We start from the raw sequence: 25,214 nt of genomic DNA, 5'->3' as shown, positions 1-25,214 counted from the left end.
ATAATAATAAGGAAAAACCATGGAAAAGTTGATCATTTTAGCTATGTTCGCCCAAGTTTTACTCTCACTCATTGTAATGATTATTATGGGTAAAAGACGTTTTGCCGCAGCTAAAAACAAACACATCAATTTAACCGACTTTGCCACTATGCGTTTAGATAATGCAGGTGACAATGTGCGTGTTGCTGATAGAAACTTTACCAATCAATTTGAAATACCCGTGTTGTTTTATGCTGGGTGCTTACTGGCAATGCAATTCAATAGTGCAAGCATTCTGGTGGCTGTTTTAGCTTGGCTGTTTGTGATTTCGCGTATTTTACATAGCGTTGTTCACTTGGGCAGTAATAAAATAAGAATACGCTTTAATCTGTTTTTAATAGGCTGTGGCAGTGTATTTGCATTATGGCTGGTAATAATTTGGCGGGTATTATTGTTTTAAAACTTACATTAAACAACTAAAAACCCCGCTATTTAGCACCCATAGCGGGGTTTCTTTATTTAAAATATTTGTTATTTAGCGCGTTTTAAACGTGGTAATACTAATAATAAAGCACCTAGTAACCAAGCCATACTACCGCTTGAATCATCTTTTTGCGAAGGTGGCACTACTTGATTTATTAATGTGTTTTTAGCCGGTGTAAGGTTCTGCGCTGAATTAGGATCGTCATCTAAAACTAATACACTTTGAATGGTCACCAAGTTAGCATTACTAATCGTTACATCACTTTTTGAGCACTGCTCTTTCGTAAGACCAACTACCGGTATTTCACCACAATGTACTAAAGCAGCTATTTTATCTAACGTCGCTTGACTATCATCCGTAATCTGTCCAAACACAGTAAAACCACTGTTTTGCACATCCAAGTTGGCACTATTATCTTTTAAGTTAAAAAACCACTGGCTAGTTGCACTGTTTGGTTTTCCACCTAGTTTAGCCATGGCAATCGTGCCTTTAACATTAGAGTAAATAGGTTCGTTAATGACTGCTGGCTTAGTTGTAATTCGATCAAAATCATCTGAATAGGTAAAACCGCCACCTTGAATAATAAAATCTTTTACTGAGCGATGGATCACTGTTTGGTTATACGCAGCATCATCTAAATAACTAATAAAGTTTTCTACTGTTTTTGGTGTTTTTTGATCAAATAAATTAATTTTAATAACACCTTGGCTGGTACTTACTTCAACAATGGTTGCTGAACTGGCAAAGCTTACTGCGCTAAGTAACGAGGCTAATAAAAGCTTTTTCATCGTTTTTCCCTATTATTATTTTATTTAAGTGTAAAATTTAGTGATACTTAGAGTAATGCGAGTAAGACTAAAAATCGACTGAAAAATAGTTTCCGATACAATTCAAACCAAGTCAGTTACAACTTAATTACATTTTATCGCCTTCCTGCTGAACTTATCCCTGTAAAAACGCTGATTAATTTAATGTCTTTAAAAAAGCAGCAAATAATAGCTATATCAATACACATAAAGTTGTCGTTTAATGAGAATACACTTATAAATTGTTTTATTTTTGTTATGATTCCTCTGCAAATTCGTAAATGGAGAATTGTAATGTCAGAAAAAAACAACCAAATTTGTGATTTTGGTTTGCATAAGGGAGAGCCCTACACACGCTTACCTGCTAGTTTTTTAATCTGGATGGTAGGTATTAATCATCAAAAAGCCAAATATGCCAGCGAAGAGCTAAAACGCAGAGAGTTAGCTGCTACTAAAAAAATTAAAGTGTGATTAAAGAATGTAAAAGTGTGTTTTTGTAGCAAACTAGTTAAACTATGCGCCAATAAACGTAAGTGCTTTTAATCAATAGGTGTTTTATGCGCATAATTTTTTTGTTTGTCATTGCTTTTAGTGTACTTGGGTGTAGTACTACACTCACCAGCCCCGCCCCACAATATTTAACCGTACTGCATACTAACGATAATCATGGCCGCTTTTGGCACAATGAAAAAGGTGAATACGGCATGGCTGCCCGTAAAACCCTGATTGACTCGCTACGCAACAAAGCAATCGCGCAGGGACACGCAGTACTGCTGCTGTCTGGTGGCGATATAAATACCGGTATTCCAGAGTCAGATTTACAATTCGCTGAACCCGACTTCAAAGGCATGTCGTTAATTGGCTATGATGCGATGGCCCTTGGAAATCATGAATTTGATAACCCGATGAGCGTACTTAAAAAGCAACAGCAATGGGCTAACTTTCCTTTTTTGTCGGCAAATATATTTGAAAAATCGACCGGTGAAAATGTATTTGATAGCTATAAAGTATTTAACAAAAATGGGCTGAGTATTGCTGTTATAGGTTTAACCACCACTGATACAGCCAAAATAGGTAATCCCGAATATATTCGCCAATTAGAGTTTAAAGATCCGATTGAGATCACGGCGCAATTAGCACAAAAAATTAAAGCACAATATAATCCCGACATTACCATTGCGCTCACTCATATGGGGCATTATGTGGATGCTAGCCACGCAATTAATGCGCCTGGGGATGTAACACTTGCGCGTTCACTGCCAACTAATACCTTAGATATGATCATCGGTGGTCACTCTCAAGAGCCTGTATGTATGGCGGCTAAAAACGTAAATGACGATAACTTTAAACCTGGTCTAGCCTGCACGCCCGATCAACAAAATGGCACTTGGATAATGCAAGCCCACGAATGGGGTAAATATGTTGGTAAAGCCGAATTTAAACTTGAAAATGGCCAGCTAACTCTCTTAAGTTATAAACTGCTACCCGTTAATTTATATGTTGATAAACAAAACGCGGATGGCACAACATCGAGTCTATTAGCTAACGAGTACATTGAGCCGAATCCACAGTTAAACGCATTTTTAGCCGAGTATCAGGAAAAAGGCGCTAAACAAATTGAAGGTAAAATTGGCTATGTAAATGCCAGACTTGAAGGCGACCGTAATAAAGTACGCTACCAACAAACAAATTTAGCCCGCGTTATTATTCAAGCACAAATGAACAGTACCGATGCTGACTTTGGCATTATGAGTGGCGGCGGTGTACGCGACAGTATTGCTGCAGGCGAAGTAAGTTATAAAGATATTTTAAAAGCCCAACCGTTTCAAAATCGAGTGGCTTATATCGATATTGCAGGAGAAGATTTATGGCAATATTTAGAAGTTGTAACGCGTTTTCCGCCTGATTCCGGCGCTTACATGCAGTACCACAAATTATCGTTTGAGCATAAAAACAACTCCTTAGTAAAGATATTAATAAATGGGCAAGCATTAGATAAAAGTAAAACTTACCGTATGAGCATTAATAACTTTAACGCCTCAGGTGGTGATGGCTACCCTGCACTAACCACAGCAAAAGGTTTCGTAGTCACCGATGAAACAGACTCTAACGCATTAAAGCGCTTTTTTGCAGAGCACAGCCCGATAGATGCGGCCCAGTTCGCCCCTAAATAATCTATTTTTTTGGAGATAGTAGGAACGAGTATATTACTTGCCTACTATTTCTAAATCGCCTTTAGCAATATTAACTAACCCGTAACTGTGAAGCCGCGAACGAGAACCCTCTCCAAATGCCTTAGGCGGATAAAAAATTTCTTTTTGTTGCGGGTATTCACTTAACACTTCATCTAACGCCGCGCGTATTTCGCTCAATGTTTTTTCAAGACTATTGTTAAAGTTAGGGCGCTTGCGGATCGTGTGCCCCAGCTCCACCAGTCGATAAAAATATTTATTAGCTAATTCAATCAGCTCATCAGGTACATCTTTATTATGGCTAAGCACAACATCGCTATTACTGTTACAAAATTCAATAAGCGCTAAATAAAAGCTAAGAGGTTTATTTGCTAAACATACTTGGTATTGCGGATTAATATTAACTGACACCGTTTTAGTATTTAGATTAATAACTAACACGGGTGATTTACTTTCCTCAACAGGTTCAGGCTGCAGCGTAGCTAATTGCTTACTTTTTTGCTCTATTGTAATGACTGTTTTCAGCCAGTAGCTCACAAAAGCACTTAAAATAAAAATAGCGACATAATAATAAATATAACGCCACGGCCATGGCTGTGGTTTTATATCAAAAACTAAAAAAACAGGGCCAATACTAGTCGTTAAACGCGTAAAAAACTGCGCTTCGGTTAATGTGGTTGATAGCTTTTTATCAGCGACAATATTTAACAATAACAAATTAGTGCCGACTAGCTGCGAATTTAACTGCTCTAAATAACTATTTATATTATCTATATTACTGGAGTACTTAAGCAGTTCATTAGATAGCTCGAGTAAAGGTAAATCCAGCGCTACCTGCTTTTCTATCGTGGCTATATTAAGCTTTTGCACTTGCTGTTGTTTATAGCTTACTGAGTAATAAAATACGCTACAAAGTAACAAAAAAATTAATAGCGTAATAAATGAAAGTATCTGCTTACTCATATTGCATCTCGCTTATAAGTTACAACGTCGTTATCACACTGCCAAAATGACTGCGCACCTTTATAGTAATGAAGAGATTGCTCTTGCGACATGGCTAATAAATGCGCCTGTACCGAGCACAATAAATCGGTATTATTGTGTGGCATTTTTAAATACCAGCGCGTGCCTGCAATGTTATTTTTTAGCGGTGTAATATAGTTTTTTGAAAAGCGTTTTGTATCACTTTCTTGCCAAAATGAAGCTATAAGATCAACTTTGCCGTTAGCCAATAAATCACGTAACGCATCATGAGAGCTGGCATAAACAATATTTAAGTTTTCGAGGTTAATATCCAACTCTTTAAATACTTGCTTTGGCAATATATGCCCTGAGCGACTGGTTGGATAATCTAATAATCCAATACGCTTACCTAAAAAGTACTCTTTTGTTATTTTAGGTTTTTCTTTAGCCGAAATAAAAAATGCAGTGTAATCAGAAAACCCAACTACAGGCTGGTAGTTATAGGTAGCCTCGGCTTTAAATGCTTCCATAATATTGTTTTTAGTTAAAATAAGATCTGCAATGCCTTTTCCTACAAATTCAAAGCTCTCCGTCGTGTTATAGCGCCAGTAACTTACAACCGCACCGTATTGCTTAGCTACCACATCATCTGTACACAAGCTATGTGCTAATGTACCTGCTATTTTTTTTGATGGCGCAAAGATGATTAACTGGTTTTCATTTTTAATTACAGATGTTTGGCATTCAATTGATGTTTCTATTAATTTTACAAAGCGTAATTCACTGCTATCAACACTCAGCTGACCACACACCCACACTAAAACAATTAACAAATATAAAAATACAATTAACAGCATTTTATTGTAAATGACGCATTTAATGTTCAAACAAAACATCCTAATATTATTATTACCCCATTTGAACAATTTTAATTACTTATTGCAATAAGTAATTTTACCTATCAAATACAAGCTATTGATTTAAATGACTTACCCACAAGTTAATATGAATGTTATTAACGCCTTCCTATCCCACTAATAAACAAGGACAATTGACCGGATTAGTGATTTTGACCCTATAATAATTTGAAGGAAACCAAATGCGTAACAACTTAATGTCCTCAGTTAAAGCAACGCTGGTCGTCAGCGCTGTACTTGTTTGTACTAATGCTCATGCATGGGGTCAAAATGGACACAGGATCATAGCTAAAATTGCAGAGTCTCATCTTAGTGAAACAACAAAAACAAAACTTTTTCCGTTATTAAATAATGAATCTTTAGCACAAGTGTCTACTTGGCCAGATGAAATGCGCTCTGCTCCTGGTGAGTTTTGGCAAAGAAAATCATCACGCTGGCATTATATTAATACATCTGCAAACAAGCCTATTTCACTCAATCATTCTCATACAAAAAATAAAGAATCTGTTACCAACATCCTTGAAGGCATTCATTACTCAATTAAAGTACTTCAAGACGAGCAAAGTTCATTAGATGCTAAACAGTTTAGTTTACGCTTTTTAGTACACTTAGTAGGCGACAGCCATCAGCCTTTTCATGCTGGGCGTGCAGATGATCGCGGTGGTAACCGTATAAAGGTGCAACATTTTGGTCAAGAAACCAACCTACACAGTTTATGGGACAGTAAATTAATTGAAGGTGAAAACCTCTCATATACTGAATTTGCTGACTTTATCAATACTAATAATCAAACCTTAATTAGTGAGTACCTAACCAGTAACCCTACTAGTTGGTTAGTAGAATCAAACAACTTAGCAGAATCAATTTATAATAAAAACGAAACAGACATTAGCTATAGTTACATTTTTAACCATATGCCAATAATTAAAATTCGGCTGCAACAAAGCGGAATAAGACTCGCAGGTTTATTAAATAGTTTATTTGATGAATCAGCAACACCGTTAGTCAGTGCACTTAAGATGCAAACTAGCGAAAAACAACTAACTAAGTAACTTTATAATACGGGAAAACAACATAATGAATAAACTTCGCCTTTCGAAATTAACCGGAGCAATTATTTTAGCTCTTGGTGTTTCTGCAAGTGCTATGGCTGCTGACACGTCATCTGCAATGCGTGGTAAAATCACTACTCCATCTGGTGAAAGTGCTGCAAATGTAAAAATTAAAGTTATTCATGGTCCTACTGGAACTGTAAGTGAACTTACAACCAATTCAAGTGGTACTTTTATAGCTAACGGTTTACGTGTTGGGGGTCCATATACAGTAATAATCGACTCTGATACTTTTAACGATACTACGCTTGAAAACATCTACCTAGAATTAGGTGATACTTATCGCTTAAACTCTCAGCTTAGACCATTAAACATGGAAAAAATTGAAGTTTCTGGCTATAAAATAGTACAACAATCTGGCGGTTCTAGCAGCTCTTTTGGCGAAGATACAATTCAAAACATGCCGAGTTTTAACCGTGATATTAAAGATATTGCTCGCTTAAACCCACTTGCAAATATTAACGGTAATGGAGAGCTAACCTTTGCTGGTAATAATCCACGTAGTAATAGCTTAACTGTTGATGGCATTGGCCAAAACGACGATTTTGGTTTGAACTATGGCGGCTACCCTACAGCGCAGCCACCTGTTGCACTTGATGCAATTGAACAAATTTCTGTAGACGTATCTCCTTTTTCAGCAGCTAAAGGTAACTTTGGTGGCGGTACTATAAATGCAGTAACAAAGTCAGGTACTAACGAATTTAAGTTTTCTGGCTTTTATGAAACATCAACTCCAGATATGGCGGGTGATGTTGATAGTATTTCACAAGTATACGCAAATGGCAGACCGGCTTTAGATGAAGATGGCCACAGAACATTTGTTACTGAACAAGTAAAGCCAATCCAAACAGAAGCGCGTTACGGTTTTAACTTTGGCGGACCAATACTAGAGGATAAGCTTTTTTACTTTGTAAACTACAATGCATGGAAGAGCGAGTTAGATTTAGACTATGGCTTTGAAGGCTCAGGCGCAGCAAACGAATACGATGTAACCAAAGAAAGCTTTGATCAGTTTTTATCTATATTAGATAACGTGTACGGTATGCAAGATTCTCTTGGTGGCGACCCTAAAGACACCAATGAGTCATTATTGGTTAAGTTAAGCTGGAACATCAACGACGACCATCGTTTAGACTTTACATACCAATGGCAAGACGATAAAGACGAGCGTAATTTTGGTACTGGTGGCAGTACCGTTTCACTTGCTTCAAATCGTTACACTTACGCGACTAAATTCAACAACTTTGCTACCAAGCTTTACTCAGATTGGAATGAAGACTTCTCTACTGAAATTGGTATTGCTTATAAAGATGTAACATCTGACAGCATCACTAACTCTAAAATTGGTAGTGTTAAAGTTGAAGAATATTTCCGTGGACCAGCTTATCAGTTTGGTACTGATGAATACCGTCATGCCAATAAAGCAGCGACTGAAAATTTAACACTAACTTTTGATGGCACATACTTATTAGACGAACATCAAATTAAGTTTGGTGCTAAGTATGAATCTTTAAATTTATATAATTTATTTGCAGCCAACTCTTTAGGCTCATGGGAGTTTGATAACTTTGCTGGTTTCGAAAACCGCGAAGTAGGTAATTACAAAGGTAAACATGACTTTACTTACAGTAATGCCTATACCAATAACTCAGCAGATACTGCTTACGATGCAACGCGCAGTCAGTTTGCTCTTTACGTAGAAGATACGTTTTATGCTACTGATGATTTAGAAGTAACTGCGGGTGTACGTTATGAGCGTTTAGCGTCTGACGATAAACCAACATTGAATGAAAAGTTTTTAGAAACCTATGGTTTTACTAACCAAGAAAACCTTGATGGTGTAGATATTATTTTACCTCGTGTTGGTTTCAAATATTATGCAACAGAGGCTCTTACTATCAATGGTGGCGTAGGTCGTTTCCAAGGCGGTATTCCTAACGTTTGGTATAACAACTCATTCCAAAAAGACGGTCTTACTTTTGTTGATGCACCACAAAGCGTAATTGATGGTTACTACGCAAATAATCCTGTTGATATCACTCAAGTTCCAGACGAAATAAAAGGTTCATTAGTACAAGGTGCGGGTAGCACTAACTATATTGATCCTAATTTTAAATTACCTTCAAGCATCCGTGCGCAAGTTGGTTTTGATTATGAATTTGACTCAGAATTTTTAGGTAATGGCTTTAAATGGCAAGCAGAAATTGCTTACCATAAAAAAGAAAATGAGGCTGTATGGCATAACACTGCAATCAAGCCTGTTGGTACAACCGCTGATGGCGATCGTATTATTTATGAAGGTATCTACGAAGGTGACTTAAAAGATAACTTTGATATAGCAATGACCAACTCAGCTGAAGATGGGCGCTCGGTAATCTTCTCTACCGCTCTTGCTAAAGAATGGGATAACGGCCTGTATATATCGACCAGTTATGCACATCAAGATATTACAGAAGCTTCAGGTGGTTCATCATCACAAGCACAAAGTAATTATAAACATACATTAACACAAAGCCGTAATGTTGATTTAGCACAGCGTGGTGCTTACGAAGTGGAACATAGCTTTAAGGTTAATGTGAGCTATAATACTGAGCTTTTTTCTGGCTACCAAACCAAGTTTAACATGTACTTTGAGCGTCGCTCTGGCCGCCCATTTAGCTATACAATGGGTCTTTATGAAAAAGATGATTTAGGCGATACACGTGACTTTTATTCAAACTCGGCTTACCTTGCATACATCCCAACGGGTGCTGATGATGCAAATGTAAACTGGGATGAATCTGGTTTGTCGTGGAGCGAACTTGAAACGCTACTTAACCGTGCTGGTATTTCTGAGCGTGGCCAAATTCTAAACCGTAATACAGGCACTCAACCTTGGGTTACGACTATGGATATTAGTGTTAAACAAGAGATCCCAGGTTTTGCTGAAGGCCATAAAGGTGAGGTTTACTTTATGATTGATAACTTTGCTAACTTACTTAATAGCGACTGGGGTGTTGAAAAGCGTTTAGGTTACTCTGATCAAGCTGTATATGACCTAGCTGGAATAGATGATGAAGGCCGATACATTATCAACAATCGTCATAACGGTGCTGATGTACGCAATTATAGCCAAATTTCTACGTCATCATCTGCATGGCAAGCTAAAATTGGTGTGAGCTATAAGTTTTAATACCTAATAAAACATTACGCTTTATATTAGTTAAACCCATTACAACTTTGTAATGGGTTTTTTCATTTAAACTCCCTTTTTCATCTATTTGTCATAAATAGTATTTACTCTCTTTTACAACACGAACATTTCATTATTAACATCAATCATTCGTAGTATTAATCTATAAATATTAAAAAAACATTACACTTGTAGCTTATTTGTAAACATAAACTAATGTATAATATGTATAGATTTAGTACTGCATGAATTTGGTTCGTTTGTTTAGTGCAAATACTTTATAAATATAAAAAGTTTAATAAACTACATGGGAAAAAAAATGAAAACTCAACTTCGTAAAACAGCTCTATCACTCGCTATTGCAGCATGTGTAGGAGTAAGTGGTGCTGCAATCGCCAACGAAACAACGTCTGCAATTAAAGGTCAGATAATGGGCCCTAATGGCAACCCTGCACAAGGAACTAAAGTAACAATTTTACATGTTCCTTCTGGCTCAGTTAAATCTACCGAAGTAAATGCCGCTGGTTACTTTACTGCAAAAGGCCTTCGCGTTGGCGGCCCATATAAAGTTGTTGTTGATTCAGATGTTTATGCTGACCAAACATTTAATAATATTATTTTGAATATAGGCAGTGATTACCCTGTAAATGTAACACTTGCACCACAATCTAATATTGAACAAATTGTAGTAACAGGTCGTGCTATCAGCACTATGTCTGGTGGTACAGGGCCCGCTTCAACATTCACACTTAATGACCTTGAAAACCAACCTGCAATTAACCGCGATTTAAAAGATATTATTCGTATTGATCCACGCGTTGCTGTTGATGACAGTCGTGGTTCAATTAACTGTGGCGGTGGTAACCCTCGCTTTAACAGCTTAACGCTTGATGGCGTTCGTATGAACGACAACTTCGGCTTAAGCTCTAACGGCTACCCAACTATTCGCGCTCCGTTTTCATTTGACTCAATTGAGCAAGTAGCCGTTGAATTAGCCCCTTTCAATGTGCAATACGGTGGTTTTACCTCGTGTAACATTAATGCAGTAACTAAGTCTGGCGGCAATGACATTCATGGTGCCGTATTCTACGATTACACCAACGATTCAATGAAAGGCGACAAAATTGAAGGTGAAAAAGTTGATAACGGAGACTTCAGCGAAAAGCGTTATGGCTTTAACGTTGGTTTGCCCCTTATTCAAGACACTTTATTTTTATTCACTTCATATGAAAAGTTAGAAGGTGTTGCACAGTTTAATTATGATCCTTTAGGTTCAAGTGTATCTAGTGCTGATTTAGAACGTATTAAACAGATATCTCAAACTGTATATGGTTATGATGCCGGTGGTATGCCTGCAAGTTCACCAGTTGAAGATGAAAAAATATTAATAAAGTTAGACTGGAACATTAACGACTCTCATCGTGCAAACTTAGTTTATAATTATAATGATGGTTACACATTATCTCAGTCAGATACTGGTTCTACTCGCTTATCTTTAGATAGCCATTTTTTTGAACAAGGCGCTGAATTCACCTCAATCGTAGGTTCATTATATTCAGATTGGAACGATAGTTTTTCAACAGAAGTTCGCCTTGGTAAATCTGAACTCGATGCACGTGTAAACTCTCTAGATGCTGCAAGTAGTTTTGGCGAATTCCAAATTGAAGCAACTGACGGTGGCACTGTCTACCTTGGTCCTGATGACTCTCGTCAATCAAATGACTTAAACTACGATACTATTACAGCTAAAATAGCAGGTACATATTACTTAGATCAGCATACTATTACTGCTGGTTTTGAATATGAAGAGCTAGAAGTCTTCAATCAGTTTGTTCAGCATACTGAAGGTGAATGGCGTTTTGCATCTATTGATGATTTTGAAAATGGTTTAGCTTCGCGCGTGTATTATAACAATGCCGCTGGTACTAATAACCCTGCAGATGCCGCTGCTAACTTTTCTTATTCACAAAATACCTTTTATGTTCAAGATGAGTATAGCTTCTCAAATATTGATGCGTCACTAACCTTTGGCTTACGTTACGATAGCTACAGCAGTGATGATAAACCAACACTTAATCAAAATTTTACTGACCGTTATGGATTTAGTAACCAGTCAACCTTTGATGGCATTGATTTAATTCAACCACGTGTTGGTTTTGAATGGTACGCCACCGATGCACTAGAAGTGCGTGCGGGCATGGGTTTATTCTCAGGCGGTAACCCAAATGTATGGTTATCTAACTCGTATTCAAATGACGGTATTACAAATATTGGCCTTCGCATGAATAATGTGGACTTATTTAACACACCTAATGTGAATGGTGGTAAGCCTGGTTTTGAAGTTCCACAAGAATTATTTGATGGTGTGGCTAGTGTAGTGCCTGGTTCTGGTGATGCATCGGTAAAAGCTGTTGATCCTGGTTTTGATATTCCATCTGAGTGGAAGTACTCACTTGGTGCAACTTATACTACTGAAGATGAATATGTTATTGCGCTTGATTACCTTTATACCAAAAAGCGTAATGCCGCTATTTTAAGAGATATCGCACTTCGTCCATCTGGCGATGTGAGTTTTGACGGCCGCCCATTATACGAATCAATTGAAGGACGTGATGGCGACTTACTACTAACTAATGTAGATGGAAGCAGTGGTCAATCATCTGTTATTTCTGCAGCTATTAGTAAAGCTTATGATAATGGTATTAAAGTTCAATTTTCTTATGCTTATACTGATTCTGATGATGTAAACCCGATGACCAGCTCTGTTGCTGATTCTAACTATGGTAATGTAGCAACTGCTAACCCTGGTAACCCTGGTGTTGCATCGTCTGATTATGAAATACCACACCGCTTTACTTTAAACCTTGGTTATACCCATGAATTTTTCAATGGCTATAACACGCGCTTCAACCTATTCGGTGAAGCATATAAAGGCTTACCATACAGCTTTACATTTAATGGAAGTGATGGCGCATTTGGCGATGCAAACTCAAATCGTTCTCGTCAGCTTTTATACGTACCATTAGAAAACGATCCTAATGTTATTTACAATATGAGCGCAGCTGAAATTACTGAATTTAATGAGTTTATAGCATCACAAGGTCTTAAACGTGGTGAAATTGCTGGGCGTAATGCTCAAAATGCAGATTGGTTCGTTAAGTTCAACTTTAAGCTAACCCAAGAAATCCCAGGATTTATGGATGGCCACAAAGGTGAGGCATTCTTTGTTATCGATAACTTAACTAATATGTTAAATGATGATTGGGGTGTTCTTAAGAAAGGTCCATTTGTTGGTTCTCGTATGATTACAACCGATGTTGACGCTCAAGGTCGTTATATTTATTCGGATTTCAATCCTAATAATGCCAATACAACCGTGCAACGTGATGCTTCTCTTTGGGAAATGCGCGTAGGTGTTCGTTACACTTTCTAATAAAAATTAGGTAATAATTTTATTTAGTTTAGAGCCCATCTTTTGATGGGCTTTTTTATGGCTGTAACTGATGTTTTAATTTTTCAAAAATGCTCATCATTTGCTGGCGCTCATCATCACTAAGTGTATTTAAGAGCTGCGCTTCCCATGCAAGTGCCTCTGGGGTGATTTTTTTATACAGAGCCTCGCCTTCATCAGCTAGCATTAAAAATGCAGCACGTTTATCTTGCTCATTCACTTTGCTGTAAATAAAACCTTTAGTTATTAAGGCTTGTACCGCTCTTGATACCGTTGATTTGTCCATATCAGCTTGCATACATAATTGTTTAGCCGTGCTTTGCCCATATTGCGCTAAGTTAGCGAGTATGCGCCACTGCGGAATATTTAAGCCAAATTCACGTTTATACACTTTGGCAAAATCGTTACTTACCTGCGTCGCTATATTATTTAATTGGTAAGGTAAAAACGTGGCTAAATCAATTTTCATTTTAGTTATTCCATCTATACAAGCGTTGCTAAACTGTTCATTAATATTTACACAGGTGCGTAGTTGCACATTTGATATTAGTCTCACTTGAGAGTATCTTAACCTAAATAATAACAAGATTAAACTACCCCACTCTCACAGGAGTTGCTAATGGCTACCGAATTAAAATACATGACTGGTTTTGGTAATGAGTTTGAAACCGAAGCTTTGCCTGGTGCATTGCCTATCGGGCAATTTAGCCCGCAAAAAGTAAAGTACGATTTATATGCAGAGCAGTTTAGTACAACCGCGTTTACTGCGCCGCGCGCCGATAATCGCCGAACTTGGCTATACCGTATTCGTCCCTCTGTTGTTCAAGGCGATTATACTGCAATAGATAATGGCTTAATTCGCACTGCGCCTATCACCGAAGTAGTGACACCACCGACTATGCTGCGCTGGAACCCTATCGACATTCCACAGCAACCAACTGACTTTATTGATGGCTTAATTACTATGGCCGCTAATGGTAGTGCAAATGGCCAAACCGGTATTGGTATTCATGTTTATGTTGCTAATAAATCGATGGACGGGCGTTATTTTTATAATGCCGATGGCGAAATGCTGTTTGTACCGCAGCAAGGTGAATTATTACTTAAAACTGAGTGTGGTAATTTAACCATTAAAGCGGGCGAAATAGCGGTTATTCCCCGTGGTATAAAGTTTCAGGTACAACTATTAACAGCAACTGCACGCGGTTATATTTGTGAAAACTATGGTCATCAATATGTTTTAGCTGAGCGTGGCCCGGTCGGCTCTAATGGCTTTGCCAACGATCGTGACTTTCAATACCCAGTGGCTGCTTTTGAAGATATAGAAGATAAGTTTGAATTAGTTGCCAAATTTAACGGCAATATGTTTCGTTGTGATATAGGCCACTCTCCTCTAGATGTAGTTGCCTGGACCGGTAACAGTGCGCCGTATAAATATGATTTATCGCGTTTTAATGTAATGAATACAGTGAGCTTTGATCACCCAGATCCTTCTATATTTACCGTACTTACATCGCCATCAGGTACTGAGGGTGTTGCTAATATTGATTTTGCTATTTTCCCTCCACGTTGGATGGTGGCCGAAAATACCTTTCGCCCTCCTTACTTTCACCGCAATATAATGAGTGAATTTATGGGCTTAATAGAAGGTGTTTACGATGCTAAAGAGCATGGCTTTGTTCCCGGCGGTATGAGCCTACACAATTGTATGTCGCCTCATGGCCCTGAAGCCGACGTGTTCGACAAAGCCTCTAATGCCCAGCTTGAGCCACAACGTTATGAGAATACGCTGGCATTTATGTTTGAATCACGTTATGTCATATCCCCTACTAAATACGCTCTTGAAGGCAAAGAGCGCCAAGCTAATTACACTGATTGCTGGCGCACAATTAAAAAGCAATTTACTGGCTCACAAGGATAAAAAACCATGAAACTTTATAGTTATTTTCGCTCATCTGCTGCTTATCGGGTGCGTATTGCGCTTAACTTAAAAAACATTGATCACGAATTGGTTGGTGTTAATTTACTAAAGTCTGAACAGTTAGGTTCAGCCTACTTAGATAAAAATCCACAAGGTTTACTCCCTGCACTTGAAACAGCTGACGGTGTACTTGGGCAATCTCTGGCTATTTTAGAGTATCTTGAAGAAAGCTATCCAAACACTGCGCCATTATTATTTGGTAACGCGTGGCAAAAAGCACAAATTCGTAATTTAAGTTACGCCATAGCCTGCGACATTCATCCTTTAGATAATTTACGCGTGCTCAAGTATTTAAGCAACGAACTAGGGGTAGACGATGATGCTAAAAACACCTGGTATCGTCATTGGGTAGAAGTAGGGTTTGAAAAAGTAGAGCAACTGCTTGATAGTAATAACGCTTTTTGTGTGGGTGAGCAACCAAGCCTTGCCGATGTGTGCTTAGTACCGCAGGTATTTAATGCTATTCGTTTTAATGTAAATATGGCCGCATATCCTAAAATAGCAGCCATTTATGAGCGTTGTAATAAGCTCGATGCATTTATTGATGCCGCACCACAAAATCAACCCGATGCAACCTAGTCTAAATAATTAGCCTAGGTAATTAACCCAGAAAATTAGCCTTGTAAGGCGCTGTGCACCACAGTGACATGGTCAATTAATTCTAAGCCCAGATCAGTTAAATAACCGCCATCTGGGCTATCTATAATTCCTTTATCAAATAAACGTTGTGCGGCGCTTAATAAGCTAGGCTCTGCGTCTGAATGAAGTTTAATTCCCTGCATTTTACTTTCACGCGGAAATTTAGCTAACAGTGTAAATTCATCGATCATTGTTTGGTTAAATTGCATATATTTTCACCTATTTATTGTTCTGTGTTTTACTAAATATAAATATACCCAAGTCAAGAAAGCGCCTTTTTTATAAGCAGCTGTCTAATGTTAAGGTGCTATAAAATACCCAATTACGCATTTTTATGGTGTTTGTGTATACCTTACCCTAGCATGTTTTTTAGCTTAGTGTATTATTTTTAAACCCGCGACAATTTGAGGCTAAAATGCGCCATTTATTAATCTTATGTTTTTATATTAGTTGCTTAGGCTATTCGCTACTCAGCCATGCTAATACAATTAAAACCCATGCTGTTATTGATGCTAATCAGTTTGTAAATACCGACACAAGTTGTTGGTACGACAATAAACGCTACAGCGAAGGAGCGTTAATACAAATACACTCATTTACGCTTATTTGCGGGGCTAAATTTGTACAACATAACAACAGTCAACTAATTTGGCTTAAACTCGACAAACAAGGCAATGCTATTTACCCTACTAAGCCCGCTACAATTACAGTGAATTAGCCTCTACGAGTGAATTAAGTTACAATATCCGCAGTTTAAATAAGTAGTGTAGCTATGGATAATCAACCTAAAAACCCTTTACATGGGGTAACGTTAGAACAAATACTTGTTGAGTTAGAGCAGCGACTTGGCTGGAGAACTTTGGGTGAACAGGTTAAAATTAAATGCTTTACTGATGCACCAAGCATTAAATCGAGCTTAAAATTTTTGCGTAAAACCCCATGGGCACGAGATAAAGTAGAAGCGCTTTATATTCATACCATAAATAACAAGCCAATTCGTAGACCTAAAAGTGCACCAAGGCCCACTTCCGATAGAGCACCTGATACATCAGGCTTTGTTTGGCCTTCGATCAAAAAATAAATAATAAAACGGCGTGTAATAACGCCGTTTTATTGCTTTATAACCGCGTATTATTTATCTAGCTGTTCTTTGCAAATTACATTTAATGATCCAGGTGAGATTGTAATAACTAATTTGTTAGAAGTTTTAACCTCTCCATCTACTACGTATTTAATCTCTTGCTCTGCACTTATTTCCACTCTTTTAGCATTTGTATGATGCGAGTTAATGGCTAAATGCGTTTGTGTAATGCTGCTAAACATAAGCTCGGCAATACTCAGTACTGTAGTGCCATTTTCTTTATTGGGTATTAACCAATTCACATCAAGAAGCCCGTCACTATGATCAGGCTGCCCGCCACCTTGAGCTAGTAAAGTAGTAAAGGGCGCGGCATTTGCAACTATAAAACTATTGGTACTTACTTGCGTTGGTTCGTTATCATCAAGCTTTATAGTTAACACTTGTGCTTTTTGTTCACCAAACGCTTGTAAAAAACCATTTAAATAGGCTAGTTGCCCAGATTTATTTTTAGCTTCACGGTCGGCTTTTTCAATCATGGAGTGCTCAAAGCCAATTCCTGCCAGTAATAACATTAGCTCGTCGTTACAATAAGCGGTGTCGATTAAACTTGTTTGCCCATCAATAATTAAATCGCAGGCTTGCTCTACAGGAATAAATTTTGATTTTATGCCCATTAACACATGCGCTAATGCGTTAGCCGTGCCCAGCGGAATAATACCCAACCTGCATTTAGTGTGCACTAGTACACTGGCAACTTCTGTCACCGTGCCGTCACCACCACAAGCAATAATAATATCTGGTTGCTCTTTTATTGCCTGTTTAGCGAGTGCTACGCCGTTAACTTCTTTTGAGGTTGTTAATACGGTTAAGTCGTAATAAGCCGATAAACTGGCAATAATTAGGTGTTGTTTGTCTTGCCACATTTTTGTGCCCGACACTGGGTTTGCAATCAAAAATGCTTTGTTTTTAATTACTAACTCACCTTTTTTATGGCGCTTAGCTAAGTGATGCAATTGGCGTTTATTAAGATTAGCTGTCTCGCGGGTTTCTTTTATTTGTGCCAATACTTGATGCACATCGGCATCTTTATTTTGGCTAAGCAAGTAGGCCGCCATTACAAACACAGAGCGCCCGCGCCCTAAAGCACAATGCACCACCACACGGCGATCTTTTTGTACATGATGATGAATCCAATTAATTGCTTGGTTTAACTGCGAATGCGTAGGTACGCTATGATCAAGTACCGGAATGTTTAAATAATTAATATTCTCTTGCGTAGAGCTCCACTCTAAGCCGTCAAACTCGCACGTTACATCGAGTATTGCGGTAATACCATTTTCTTTTAGCGTGTCTATGTCGGAGGGGAATAATCGACATGCCAAAAACAAATGTTCATTAATCTTTTGAATAGGCGGCACTTTATCGTGTTTACGTGCCCACGCATTGTATAATTGTGCGCCGAATAAAAAAGGAATAAACGCCCAGCGAATATAAAAAGGGATAACGCCGTTTTCGCGCTTTCTAAACACTTTTGCTATATCGAATATATAAGCGCCCCCCACTAAAAGTAGTGACAACGCACTCCAATAAAATACAATTGAAAAGTAAATTGAGTTAACTTCCCAGCCAATAAATATGAGTATTAATGCCAATAGTAAGTAACTAATTGCAGCCCACATGTGTTCTCCTTTTATAATATATGCTCGTTGTTGTTATATTTATTAATCATGCCTTAATATTGTAAAAGCAAATTTTACGCCAGCATTCACTTATCCCTCGTTAATTATATTATTGATAATTAACACTTTAATTTTTATTTATTAAGCCTTTTTTTTAGCCCACTTATAAAACGTTGCTGTTTTTACACTATAGTAGGTCAATTGTTCACACTGGTATAAAGTAACAGCAATACAGTTTGTTTACTTGTATTAGGCTGTATTGCAGCTAATCTAATAGCACATCTAAGCATTTTTTTGCATCCACAAACAACTCTCAAACGTTTATTTAACTAATAATAAAAATATTAAGGTAATCATGGAAAACGACGATTTACTCCCCCTTTTGTGCTCAACCGCACAAGGCGATAAACACGCATTCGCTAATCTTTATCAGCAAACAAGCGGAAAATTATTTGCTATAACTTTAAATATGTTAACAAACAGAGCGCATGCGGAAGAAGTATTGCAAGAAGCTTTTATTAAAATTTGGCATAACGCATCTGAGTATAATTCATCTAAGGGAACGGTTATTAGCTGGATGATCAGCATTGTTAGATACCGAAGCCTTGATGCGCTGCGCTACAACAAAGTGCGCAAGGAGCAATCACTAGCCGATGACGATATAAACGAGCACGATATTGAAGTAAGTTATGCCGAAAATACCAAACTCGTAAGCTGTATAGAGCAATTAGAGCCACAGCAAAAACAAGCGATTCACTTGGCCTATTACAAAGGCTTAAGCCACAGCGAATTAGTTGATCATATCGACACGCCTTTAGGTACGGTAAAAAGTTGGATCCGCCGTGGATTAGTTCAGCTACAAAGGTGTTTAACCCTATGAATTATAATAAACCCGAGGTATTAAATGCACTTGCAGGGCAATATGTATTGGGTACGCTATCAAGCTCAACCCGTAAGCGTTTTCAGCGATTACTCCTCAACTCCAGCAAAGCACGTGAGGCCACAACAATGTGGGAGCAAAACTTAAATAACTTAGCCAGTGCTATTACGCCACGAGCGCCAAGTGACGACTTATGGCCAAAAATATTACAACAAATTGAAAATCAGCCCCAACCAACGAAAACAATAATTCGTACACAAGCTTCAATTTGGCGCACTTGGTCGTTTGTTGCTACAGTAGCTTCAATTGTATTAGCCTTTTTAGTAATGCAACCGGCCACTAATATTAGCAATATTCAGCAAATTGCATTAGTGCAAAATAAAGCGCAGCAGCCGTTATGGTTTATTGATGTTAATGAGCAGGCTTTATCAATTAAGGCAAGTAGTCAGCTTGTGGCTAAAACAGATAAAGACTATGAGCTGTGGATGATACTAAAAGACCAAGACGCACCAATATCGCTGGGCTTACTCCCTAAAACAGGCAGCATAACGCTATCTAAAAACAGCCGTTTTAAAGCCAGTGATGTTGCTTTATTAGCTGTAAGTTTAGAACCTATTGGCGGCTCGCCAAACGGCTCACCAAGCGAAGTACTCTATACCACCGAATTAATACTTTTATAAATTACTAAAAACAGCTCTTTTATCTTTTTTCAGAAATAAGATATTAGAGCTAAAAACAACAATAATTAACAAATAAAGCACATTAATTAAAAATAAATTAACTTATTTGCATCCAATTTAAATCCTGCCTCGTATTACTAATGACTTCAATCAAAAACTAAAGGACAAAGTCATGAAAGCTTTTACTCCATCAATACTCGCAGTTGTTATATGTGCTACTTTTGCAAGTGCATCAAGTGAAGCATCAAGCCATAGAGAAGCGCCTAATATTAGTCGTTTTCCAACCTTAGACTCTACCGATTTTTATGTTTTTAATAGTTATGAGCAAGGCCGTGGTGACTTTGTTACCTTGATTGCTAATTACATTCCATTGCAAGATGCCTACGGTGGCCCTAATTACTTTGCCATGGACCCTGATGCTACTTACAGCATTCACATTGATAACGATGGTGATGCTATTGAAGATATTACTTTTGCGTTTAACTTTAAAAGTATGCTGCCTAATGATAATCAAGGTGTGCAATTAACCGTCGGCCCTGAGGGCAATCAGCGCACTGTATCTGTGCCGCTAAAAAATGTTGGTGGTATTACGGCAGGTAATGATAGTGCAGCTAACTTTAGTGAATCTTACACTGTAAACATGATCAGCGGCCCGCAAAAAACAGGCACTAGCGTACAGCTTAGTAACACCACTACTAGCTCAACTACTTTTAATAAACCGCTTGATTATGTAGGTAATAAAACCTTTACCTCAAAGCAAGATTACCAAATGTATGCCGACCAATTTATGTATCAAGTCGCTATTGCGAACTGTGATGGCATGGCTAAAGTGTTCGTTGGCCAACGTAAAGACTCTTTTGTAGTTAACCTAGGCAAAACCTTTGATTTAGTAAACTACGTACCTGTTGAAGGTGACAGTGCTGCGGGTGCAGGTGATGGCTCAGGCTTTCCTGGTGGCATTACACAGTCGGCAGATAACGATGATTTAGCTGATAAAAACATTACCTCTATAGCAATCGAAATACCTAAAAGCTGTGTGATTGGCTCAGGTAATGGCGTAATTGGTTCGTGGACAACAGCAAGCTTACCGCAAGCACGTATTTTAAACCCTAATGCTAAGTTTGCAAATAACGCAGTTAACGGCGGCGCATTAACGCAAGTTTCGCGTTTAGGTAACCCACTGGTTAATGAGCTAGTAATTGGTATTAAAGATAAAGACACCTTCTCTACTGCACATCCTAAAGATGATGGTCAATTTTTAGATTATGTGTCGCATCCTTCACTGCCTGAACTATTAAATATTTTATTTAAAGATGCAGTTAATACCACCCTAGGGACAAATTTTGCCACGCTTGCACCTACAAACTTTCCACGTAATGACCTTATAACCGCATTTTTAACTGGTTTTGCCGATGTTAATCAGCAAGCAACAGTAACGCCATCAGAAATGCTGCGTTTAAACACTAAAATTGCAGCAACAGCGCAAGCTGATCAATCTACATTTGGGGTAGCAGGTAATGATTTAGCCGGATTTCCAAATGGCCGTCGCCCAGGTGATGACGTTGTTGATATAGCACTAAGAGTTGTTATGGGTCGTTTATGTCACCCTATCCCTGTAGCAGGCGTAGACACTAATTTAGGGCTTTGTAAACCAGAGGATGCTGAAGTAGGTACTGTGCAATTTACCGATGGCGCACCAATAAATGCCGCTATGATGGATGCAAGCTTTCCCTACCTTACTACCCCACTTGCGGGTTCTAAATAAGGAATAAAATAATGCGTAATTTAAAATATACACAGGCATGTTTGCTGGTAAGTGTTTTAGCAATGAGCGGCTGTGGTAGCGATAATGACAACGAGCCAACAGTGGCGGTTAATGTTGCTCCCACAGCAAGCGATACCATGGTAACCACACAAACTGAGGTGGCTATTAACGACATGCTTGACGCAGCAGATGCCGATGGCGATACACTTACCTACAGCATAACAACCCAACCCACACTCGGCAGCGTAGTTGTAAATGCCGATGGCACATACACCTACACGCCCAACAAAGAACAAACAGGGTCAGATAGCTTTATGTTTGGTGTGTCTGATGGGGTTAACAACCAAGTAACAGCAACGGTAAGTATTACTATTGAAGCGTTGCAAGTCGACTTTGCTCAGTTTGCAACCGATGCATTTAATCAACCCGCTAACGCAGAGCCACTGTCTATTAACGGCCGAGTATTTACCAACACCGAAACAGATGTTGGTGGCCTCCACCCTGCAACAGGTAATTAATCAGTAATTCATAATCAAAGCTGACAGGCCACGGATGGCTTTTTCAAAAGGACTAAACAATGCAATTATCTTACACCAAATTAATTTTGCTACTTATGGGTATGTTATTTTCAAGCAATGTATTTGCCAGCGCTTTTACCCCAGCCGATAATGAAATTATTGCCCCTAGCAACTCAAATATAGTAGCTCAACTGTCTGTTGCCGAAATAAACGAATTAGTTATAAATAGCCAATATGCTGGGCAAACTGAACGTTTGCAAGGTGTGTTAAAAACACATTTAGCAACTTTGTATAACCAAAACCCCACTCCACAAGTTGGTTATTTATATGCACGAGTACTACAAAAAGAGCACCAATTTGATGCTGCAATTAAAATTGCTACTGAAGTATTAGTGGCTGAGCCAAATCACAGTAATAGTCATTTATTACTGGCTAATATTTACATGACCAAAGGTAAATTCACTGCTGCCAAAGGGCATTGTACAGCCTTAATTGGGCAGGTAAGCCTTATTACCGTAAGTACTTGCGTGTTAGATGTACAAAGCCAGCAACAGCAGCTAATACAAAGTTATAATGCATTAAAAAATATTACCCATAATAAAAATATTAGCCTAGCCACTGCTCATGTACTAAGTGAAATGAGCTACCGATTAAATAATTACCAAACTGCGCTGAGCTACATTAGCCATGTCGATTTACAGTTTGCGCCGGTGAGCCTTATTGTACTGTGGGCCGATACACAATTAGCACTTAATAACACCCAGCAAGTACTCAATAGTTTAGCTGGTTTGCTAACAGATAACAGTAATTTAGAAGATGCTATTTTACTCAGGTTGGCTATTGCTGAAAAAAATACCAATGCGGTTAGTACAAAATGGCAAACAATGATGAAAAGCCGTGTGGCGCTGCGCGAACTACGCCAAGATACCTTTCATGCCAGCGATCTAGCCCACTATTATATTGCAGTAGCGCCAAATAGTGATAAAGCCCTGTACTGGGCCAATATAAATTGGCAACAAGCTAAAATGAGCACCGATAAGCAGTTATTAATACAAGCCAAAGCCATGCAGCGAGCAACACTATGAAACTATTTTGTGTATTTATTCTCACTTTAGCCACCAGTTTAGTGGCCACTAATAGCTTTGCTCATCAGTTAAGTACTGGCTATATAACTTTAAATAATACCGCTGCTAGCCAAAATAAGTACAGTGGTCAGTGGCAAGTAAATATAACCGATTTAGAGCAAGTCGTGGCGCTCGATATTAATAACGACAAACAAATAACCTGGGCTGAAATAAAAGCCAAACGCAGCTCAATTAATAGTTTTGTTTATGCTAATTTACAGCTAATTCAGCAACAACAGGCATGCACGCTCTCTACCCAAGGAGCGTATCAATTAGATAGTCACTTTAATCAACCCTATTTAGTAATACCGCTGCTATTTAGCTGCGCTGACCAAACTGACATTAGCTTACATTACAGCGCCTTTTTTAATACCGATGGCAACCACAAAGCCATTGTAAATATTAATAATTTATCGCGCGTGTTTAGCGCAGCCAATGCAAAACAAACATTTAACTTTAGCCAATCAAGCTACTTAAGCACCTTTAATCAATATGTGTATCAAGGAATATTACATATTTGGATTGGTATTGATCATATTTTATTTTTAATCGCCTTATTACTTACCTGCGTACTTACCCGCACCGAAAAACAATGGCAAAGTATTAGCTCAAAAAAACAAATTATTAAACACACCGCGTGGATAGTTACCGCCTTTACCCTAGCGCATTCAATTACGCTTACTGCAACAGCTATGAATTTAGTATCGCCAAATAGCCGCTGGGTAGAGCTAGGTATTGCCCTATCAGTACTTTTTGCTGCACTTAATAATGTATGGCCACTGGTATTGCGCTTAGGCTGGGTAACATTTGCATTTGGTTTATTGCACGGCATGGGGTTTGCCAGTGTATTGGGTGAGTTGGGGCTGTCGAGCGATTATCAGCTATTGAGTATTGTGGCATTTAACTTAGGGGTAGAAATTGGTCAGCTCAGTATTTTACTCGTAGCATTACCGGTGTTAATCAGCATAAGAGGCTATCAGTGGTATAAAAAATGGTTAATGCCGGTGGGCTCATTTGCCATAGCACTGATTGCATTACAATGGTCAATCGAGCGGTTTTAACCTGTAACCGCCCTAATACCAATTTAGAGTACTTTTTTATAGCACTTCGTCATGCACTTCAAAAGGCATGAGTAGCGTTTTCATCGCTGGGCGAAGTGCTATTAATACTGTTTCTTCGGTTAGTTCTGGGTAGAGCATTTTGCGTAAAAATAAGCCCGCCATCATCGAAAAAATAACATTAATACGGCTCTCTAGTTCTTGCTCTGAGTGTGATTTTAACAAGCTTCTGTCGCTAATTAATAACTGTCTCATTCTGTTACGCGCTTGCATATCGGCTTCATGCAATAGCGAGGCTACTTTATCGTTTCTACTCGCTTCTGCCATCATATCTAAATCGATCACACAGGCACCGGTATCCATATTGCGTTGCACACTTTGATGCAACCGATCTAAAAGTATCGTTAACAAATCCCCAGGCTGATCTTCAAACTCTTGAAATATAGAAAACATTTCTTGCATGTCTTGCTCAATAATACTCTCTATTATTGCTTCTTTACTTTCAAAGTAATTATAGATATGTCCAGCACTCATACCTGCAGTTCTTGCAATTTCAGCCATGCCAGCGCCATGATAACCCTTACGACGAAAACAGTCTGCAGCAGCATTTAGTACTTGTGTACGGCGTGCTTCGACTAACGCAGGATCTGTCTGCCTTTTATTTTTATGTTTCATTTGCACCCCTACTACTAAACCAGCGGTTCTAAAAACACCCTTTACGCCTCAGCACTTA

At 38.4% G+C, this 25,214-nt stretch carries 23 protein-coding genes; 16 read left to right on the top strand and 7 right to left on the bottom strand.

The window, feature by feature from the left end:
• Window positions 1-19 precede the first annotated feature (19 nt).
• Window positions 20-439 carry an MAPEG family protein gene (locus PTRA_RS17700; protein WP_058374964.1) on the top strand — a complete coding sequence of 140 codons (420 nt, stop codon included), beginning with the start codon at window positions 20-22 and terminating at the stop codon, window positions 437-439.
• A gap of 71 nt (window positions 440-510) precedes the next feature.
• Here the strand turns inward: PTRA_RS17700 and PTRA_RS17695 are convergent, their stop codons facing one another.
• The gene (locus tag PTRA_RS17695; RefSeq protein ID WP_058374963.1) at window positions 511-1,251 is read right to left on the bottom strand and encodes a peptidylprolyl isomerase; all 741 of its coding nucleotides are present in this window, start codon (window positions 1,249-1,251) and stop codon (window positions 511-513) included.
• A gap of 312 nt (window positions 1,252-1,563) precedes the next feature.
• Between PTRA_RS17695 and PTRA_RS19160 the strand changes: the two genes are divergently transcribed.
• Both PTRA_RS19160 and ushA read left to right on the top strand, forming a co-directional pair.
• Window positions 1,564-1,740 carry a hypothetical protein gene (locus PTRA_RS19160; protein WP_167653594.1) on the top strand — a complete coding sequence of 59 codons (177 nt, stop codon included), beginning with the start codon at window positions 1,564-1,566 and terminating at the stop codon, window positions 1,738-1,740.
• 86 nt (window positions 1,741-1,826) lie between these two features.
• Entirely contained in the window at window positions 1,827-3,443 is a 1,617-nt protein-coding gene (ushA, locus tag PTRA_RS17690; RefSeq protein ID WP_058374962.1) for a bifunctional UDP-sugar hydrolase/5'-nucleotidase UshA, read from the top strand.
• 33 nt (window positions 3,444-3,476) lie between these two features.
• Here ushA and PTRA_RS17685 read toward each other — a convergent pair whose 3' ends face one another.
• Both PTRA_RS17685 and PTRA_RS17680 read right to left on the bottom strand, forming a co-directional pair.
• Window positions 3,477-4,424 carry a hypothetical protein gene (locus PTRA_RS17685; protein ID WP_058374961.1) on the bottom strand — a complete coding sequence of 316 codons (948 nt, stop codon included), beginning with the start codon at window positions 4,422-4,424 and terminating at the stop codon, window positions 3,477-3,479.
• Entirely contained in the window at window positions 4,421-5,311 is an 891-nt protein-coding gene (locus tag PTRA_RS17680) for a PhnD/SsuA/transferrin family substrate-binding protein (protein WP_208855537.1), read from the bottom strand. Before PTRA_RS17680 ends, PTRA_RS17685 begins: the two co-directional genes overlap by 4 nt.
• A gap of 212 nt (window positions 5,312-5,523) precedes the next feature.
• On the opposite strand from PTRA_RS17680, the gene PTRA_RS17675 reads away from it, so the two are divergent.
• The 3 genes from PTRA_RS17675 to PTRA_RS17665 all read left to right on the top strand — a co-directional run bounded on the left by PTRA_RS17675 (window position 5,524) and on the right by PTRA_RS17665 (window position 13,058).
• Window positions 5,524-6,393: a S1/P1 nuclease gene (locus PTRA_RS17675; RefSeq protein WP_058374960.1), complete on the top strand. Its 870-nt coding sequence runs from the start codon at window positions 5,524-5,526 to the stop codon at window positions 6,391-6,393.
• Between the two features lie 25 nt (window positions 6,394-6,418).
• A complete protein-coding gene (locus PTRA_RS17670) occupies window positions 6,419-9,625 on the top strand; it encodes a TonB-dependent receptor (protein WP_058374959.1) in 3,207 nt (1,068 codons plus the stop codon).
• A gap of 319 nt (window positions 9,626-9,944) precedes the next feature.
• The gene (locus tag PTRA_RS17665; RefSeq protein ID WP_058374958.1) at window positions 9,945-13,058 is read left to right on the top strand and encodes a TonB-dependent receptor; all 3,114 of its coding nucleotides are present in this window, start codon (window positions 9,945-9,947) and stop codon (window positions 13,056-13,058) included.
• A 55-nt stretch (window positions 13,059-13,113) separates the two neighbouring features.
• Here the strand turns inward: PTRA_RS17665 and PTRA_RS17660 are convergent, their stop codons facing one another.
• Complete coding sequence (locus PTRA_RS17660; protein WP_058375162.1) at window positions 13,114-13,545, bottom strand: MarR family winged helix-turn-helix transcriptional regulator; 432 nt, start codon at window positions 13,543-13,545, stop codon at window positions 13,114-13,116.
• Between the two features lie 150 nt (window positions 13,546-13,695).
• Here PTRA_RS17660 and hmgA point away from each other — a divergent pair, with 150 nt between their 5' ends.
• Window positions 13,696-14,997: a homogentisate 1,2-dioxygenase gene (gene hmgA, locus PTRA_RS17655; RefSeq protein WP_058374957.1), complete on the top strand. Its 1,302-nt coding sequence runs from the start codon at window positions 13,696-13,698 to the stop codon at window positions 14,995-14,997.
• Window positions 14,998-15,003: 6 nt separating this feature from the next.
• Window positions 15,004-15,636 (top strand): maleylacetoacetate isomerase, encoded by a 633-nt coding sequence (gene maiA / locus PTRA_RS17650; RefSeq protein WP_058374956.1) that lies wholly within the window; start codon window positions 15,004-15,006, stop codon window positions 15,634-15,636.
• 35 nt (window positions 15,637-15,671) lie between these two features.
• Here maiA and PTRA_RS17645 read toward each other — a convergent pair whose 3' ends face one another.
• A complete protein-coding gene (locus PTRA_RS17645) occupies window positions 15,672-15,905 on the bottom strand; it encodes a TIGR02647 family protein (RefSeq protein ID WP_011329965.1) in 234 nt (77 codons plus the stop codon).
• Window positions 15,906-16,111: 206 nt separating this feature from the next.
• Here PTRA_RS17645 and PTRA_RS17640 point away from each other — a divergent pair, with 206 nt between their 5' ends.
• Together PTRA_RS17640 and PTRA_RS17635 are read left to right on the top strand one after the other, a co-directional pair.
• Window positions 16,112-16,414 carry a YnjH family protein gene (locus PTRA_RS17640; protein WP_058374955.1) on the top strand — a complete coding sequence of 101 codons (303 nt, stop codon included), beginning with the start codon at window positions 16,112-16,114 and terminating at the stop codon, window positions 16,412-16,414.
• Window positions 16,415-16,468: 54 nt separating this feature from the next.
• Window positions 16,469-16,777, top strand: a complete 309-nt coding sequence (locus tag PTRA_RS17635) for a VF530 family protein (RefSeq protein ID WP_011329963.1) — start codon at window positions 16,469-16,471, stop codon at window positions 16,775-16,777.
• A gap of 50 nt (window positions 16,778-16,827) precedes the next feature.
• On the opposite strand, the gene PTRA_RS17630 is transcribed toward PTRA_RS17635, so the two are convergent.
• Complete coding sequence (locus PTRA_RS17630) at window positions 16,828-18,456, bottom strand: diacylglycerol kinase family protein (RefSeq protein ID WP_058374954.1); 1,629 nt, start codon at window positions 18,454-18,456, stop codon at window positions 16,828-16,830.
• A gap of 355 nt (window positions 18,457-18,811) precedes the next feature.
• On the opposite strand from PTRA_RS17630, the gene PTRA_RS17625 reads away from it, so the two are divergent.
• The 6 genes from PTRA_RS17625 (at window position 18,812) to PTRA_RS17600 (ending at window position 24,484) form a co-directional block, all read left to right on the top strand.
• Entirely contained in the window at window positions 18,812-19,336 is a 525-nt protein-coding gene (locus PTRA_RS17625) for a sigma-70 family RNA polymerase sigma factor (protein ID WP_058374953.1), read from the top strand.
• Window positions 19,333-20,016 carry an anti-sigma factor gene (locus tag PTRA_RS17620; RefSeq protein ID WP_058374952.1) on the top strand — a complete coding sequence of 228 codons (684 nt, stop codon included), beginning with the start codon at window positions 19,333-19,335 and terminating at the stop codon, window positions 20,014-20,016. The genes PTRA_RS17625 and PTRA_RS17620 overlap by 4 nt, the downstream gene beginning before the upstream one ends.
• A 172-nt stretch (window positions 20,017-20,188) precedes the next feature.
• On the top strand, window positions 20,189-21,781 hold the full coding sequence (locus PTRA_RS17615) for a DUF4331 domain-containing protein (RefSeq protein WP_058374951.1): 1,593 nt from the start codon (window positions 20,189-20,191) through the stop codon (window positions 21,779-21,781).
• Between the two features lie 11 nt (window positions 21,782-21,792).
• The gene (locus tag PTRA_RS17610) at window positions 21,793-22,299 is read left to right on the top strand and encodes an Ig-like domain-containing protein (RefSeq protein WP_058374950.1); all 507 of its coding nucleotides are present in this window, start codon (window positions 21,793-21,795) and stop codon (window positions 22,297-22,299) included.
• A gap of 59 nt (window positions 22,300-22,358) precedes the next feature.
• Window positions 22,359-23,384, top strand: coding sequence for a tetratricopeptide repeat protein (locus PTRA_RS17605; protein WP_058374949.1), 1,026 nt, complete (start codon window positions 22,359-22,361; stop codon window positions 23,382-23,384).
• Window positions 23,381-24,484, top strand: coding sequence for a HupE/UreJ family protein (locus tag PTRA_RS17600; RefSeq protein WP_058374948.1), 1,104 nt, complete (start codon window positions 23,381-23,383; stop codon window positions 24,482-24,484). The genes PTRA_RS17605 and PTRA_RS17600 overlap by 4 nt, the downstream gene beginning before the upstream one ends.
• 36 nt (window positions 24,485-24,520) lie before the next feature.
• Here PTRA_RS17600 and PTRA_RS17595 read toward each other — a convergent pair whose 3' ends face one another.
• Entirely contained in the window at window positions 24,521-25,156 is a 636-nt protein-coding gene (locus PTRA_RS17595) for a TetR/AcrR family transcriptional regulator (RefSeq protein ID WP_058374947.1), read from the bottom strand.
• Window positions 25,157-25,214: the final 58 nt, after the last annotated feature.

The organism is Pseudoalteromonas translucida KMM 520 (assembly GCF_001465295.1).
Classification (GTDB): domain Bacteria; phylum Pseudomonadota; class Gammaproteobacteria; order Enterobacterales; family Alteromonadaceae; genus Pseudoalteromonas; species Pseudoalteromonas translucida.
This window is presented reverse-complemented; position numbering and strand designations above follow the sequence as displayed.